General features: G+C 64.8%; 1 protein-coding gene. It reads right to left on the minus strand.

Annotated features, from left to right (window positions below; translation table 11 throughout):
* Window positions 1-735, minus strand: a 735-nt coding sequence (locus MMG91_RS28805; protein ID WP_310661453.1) for an AMP-binding protein, incomplete at both ends; no start/stop codon positions are given.

Here is a 735-nt window from a genome sequence, read left to right on the forward strand (position 1 = left end):
CCGGTCTTGTACAGGCGTGCGTTCGGGGCAGTGCTGAACGGGTCGACGATAAAACGTTCGGCACTCAGCGCATCGCGATTGAGGTAACCACGGGCCACCCCGGCACCGCCGATATGCAGCTCGCCGGCCACGCCCAGCGGGGTTGGTTCGCCGCGTGCGTCCAGCACATGCACCTGAACGTTGGCAATCGGCCGGCCGATGCTTGGCCGTTCGCCGAGGTCGCGGATCAGGTCGATGGTGGCGTCCACCGTGCATTCGGTCGGGCCGTACATGTTGTAGAAATGGATGGTCTGGCAGTTGCGCAACTTCTCCCAGGTCGCGGCGTTGATCGCCTCGCCGCCGAGCAGCACGCTCACCGGTTGGTAGCTGTGGCGTTCCAGCAGGCCGGCGGCGAGCAAGGTGTCGAGCTGCGACGGGGTCGAGTCGAAGGCGTGCACCTGATGCTGCTCGAGGAAGTCCAGCAGCTCGCTGCCGCTGGCGCGGATCAGTTGCGGGATGATGACCAGGCGATGGCCGGAGAATAGCTGTGCGATGCCCTTGATCGACATGTCGAAGAAGAACCCGGCATTCAGGGCCACGGTGGCCGGGGTCGGGCAATGCTGGTGGGTGGTGCGGGTCAGCACCTGCCAGAAGTTGAACACCGAACGGTGCTCGACCATCACGCCTTTGGACTGCCCGGTGGAGCCGGAGGTGTAAATCACATAGGCCAAGTGTTCCGGCGTCAGGCCCGCCACC

The organism is Pseudomonas sp. JL3, assembly GCF_031570575.1.
In the GTDB taxonomy this organism is placed as follows: domain Bacteria; phylum Pseudomonadota; class Gammaproteobacteria; order Pseudomonadales; family Pseudomonadaceae; genus Aquipseudomonas; species Aquipseudomonas cucumis.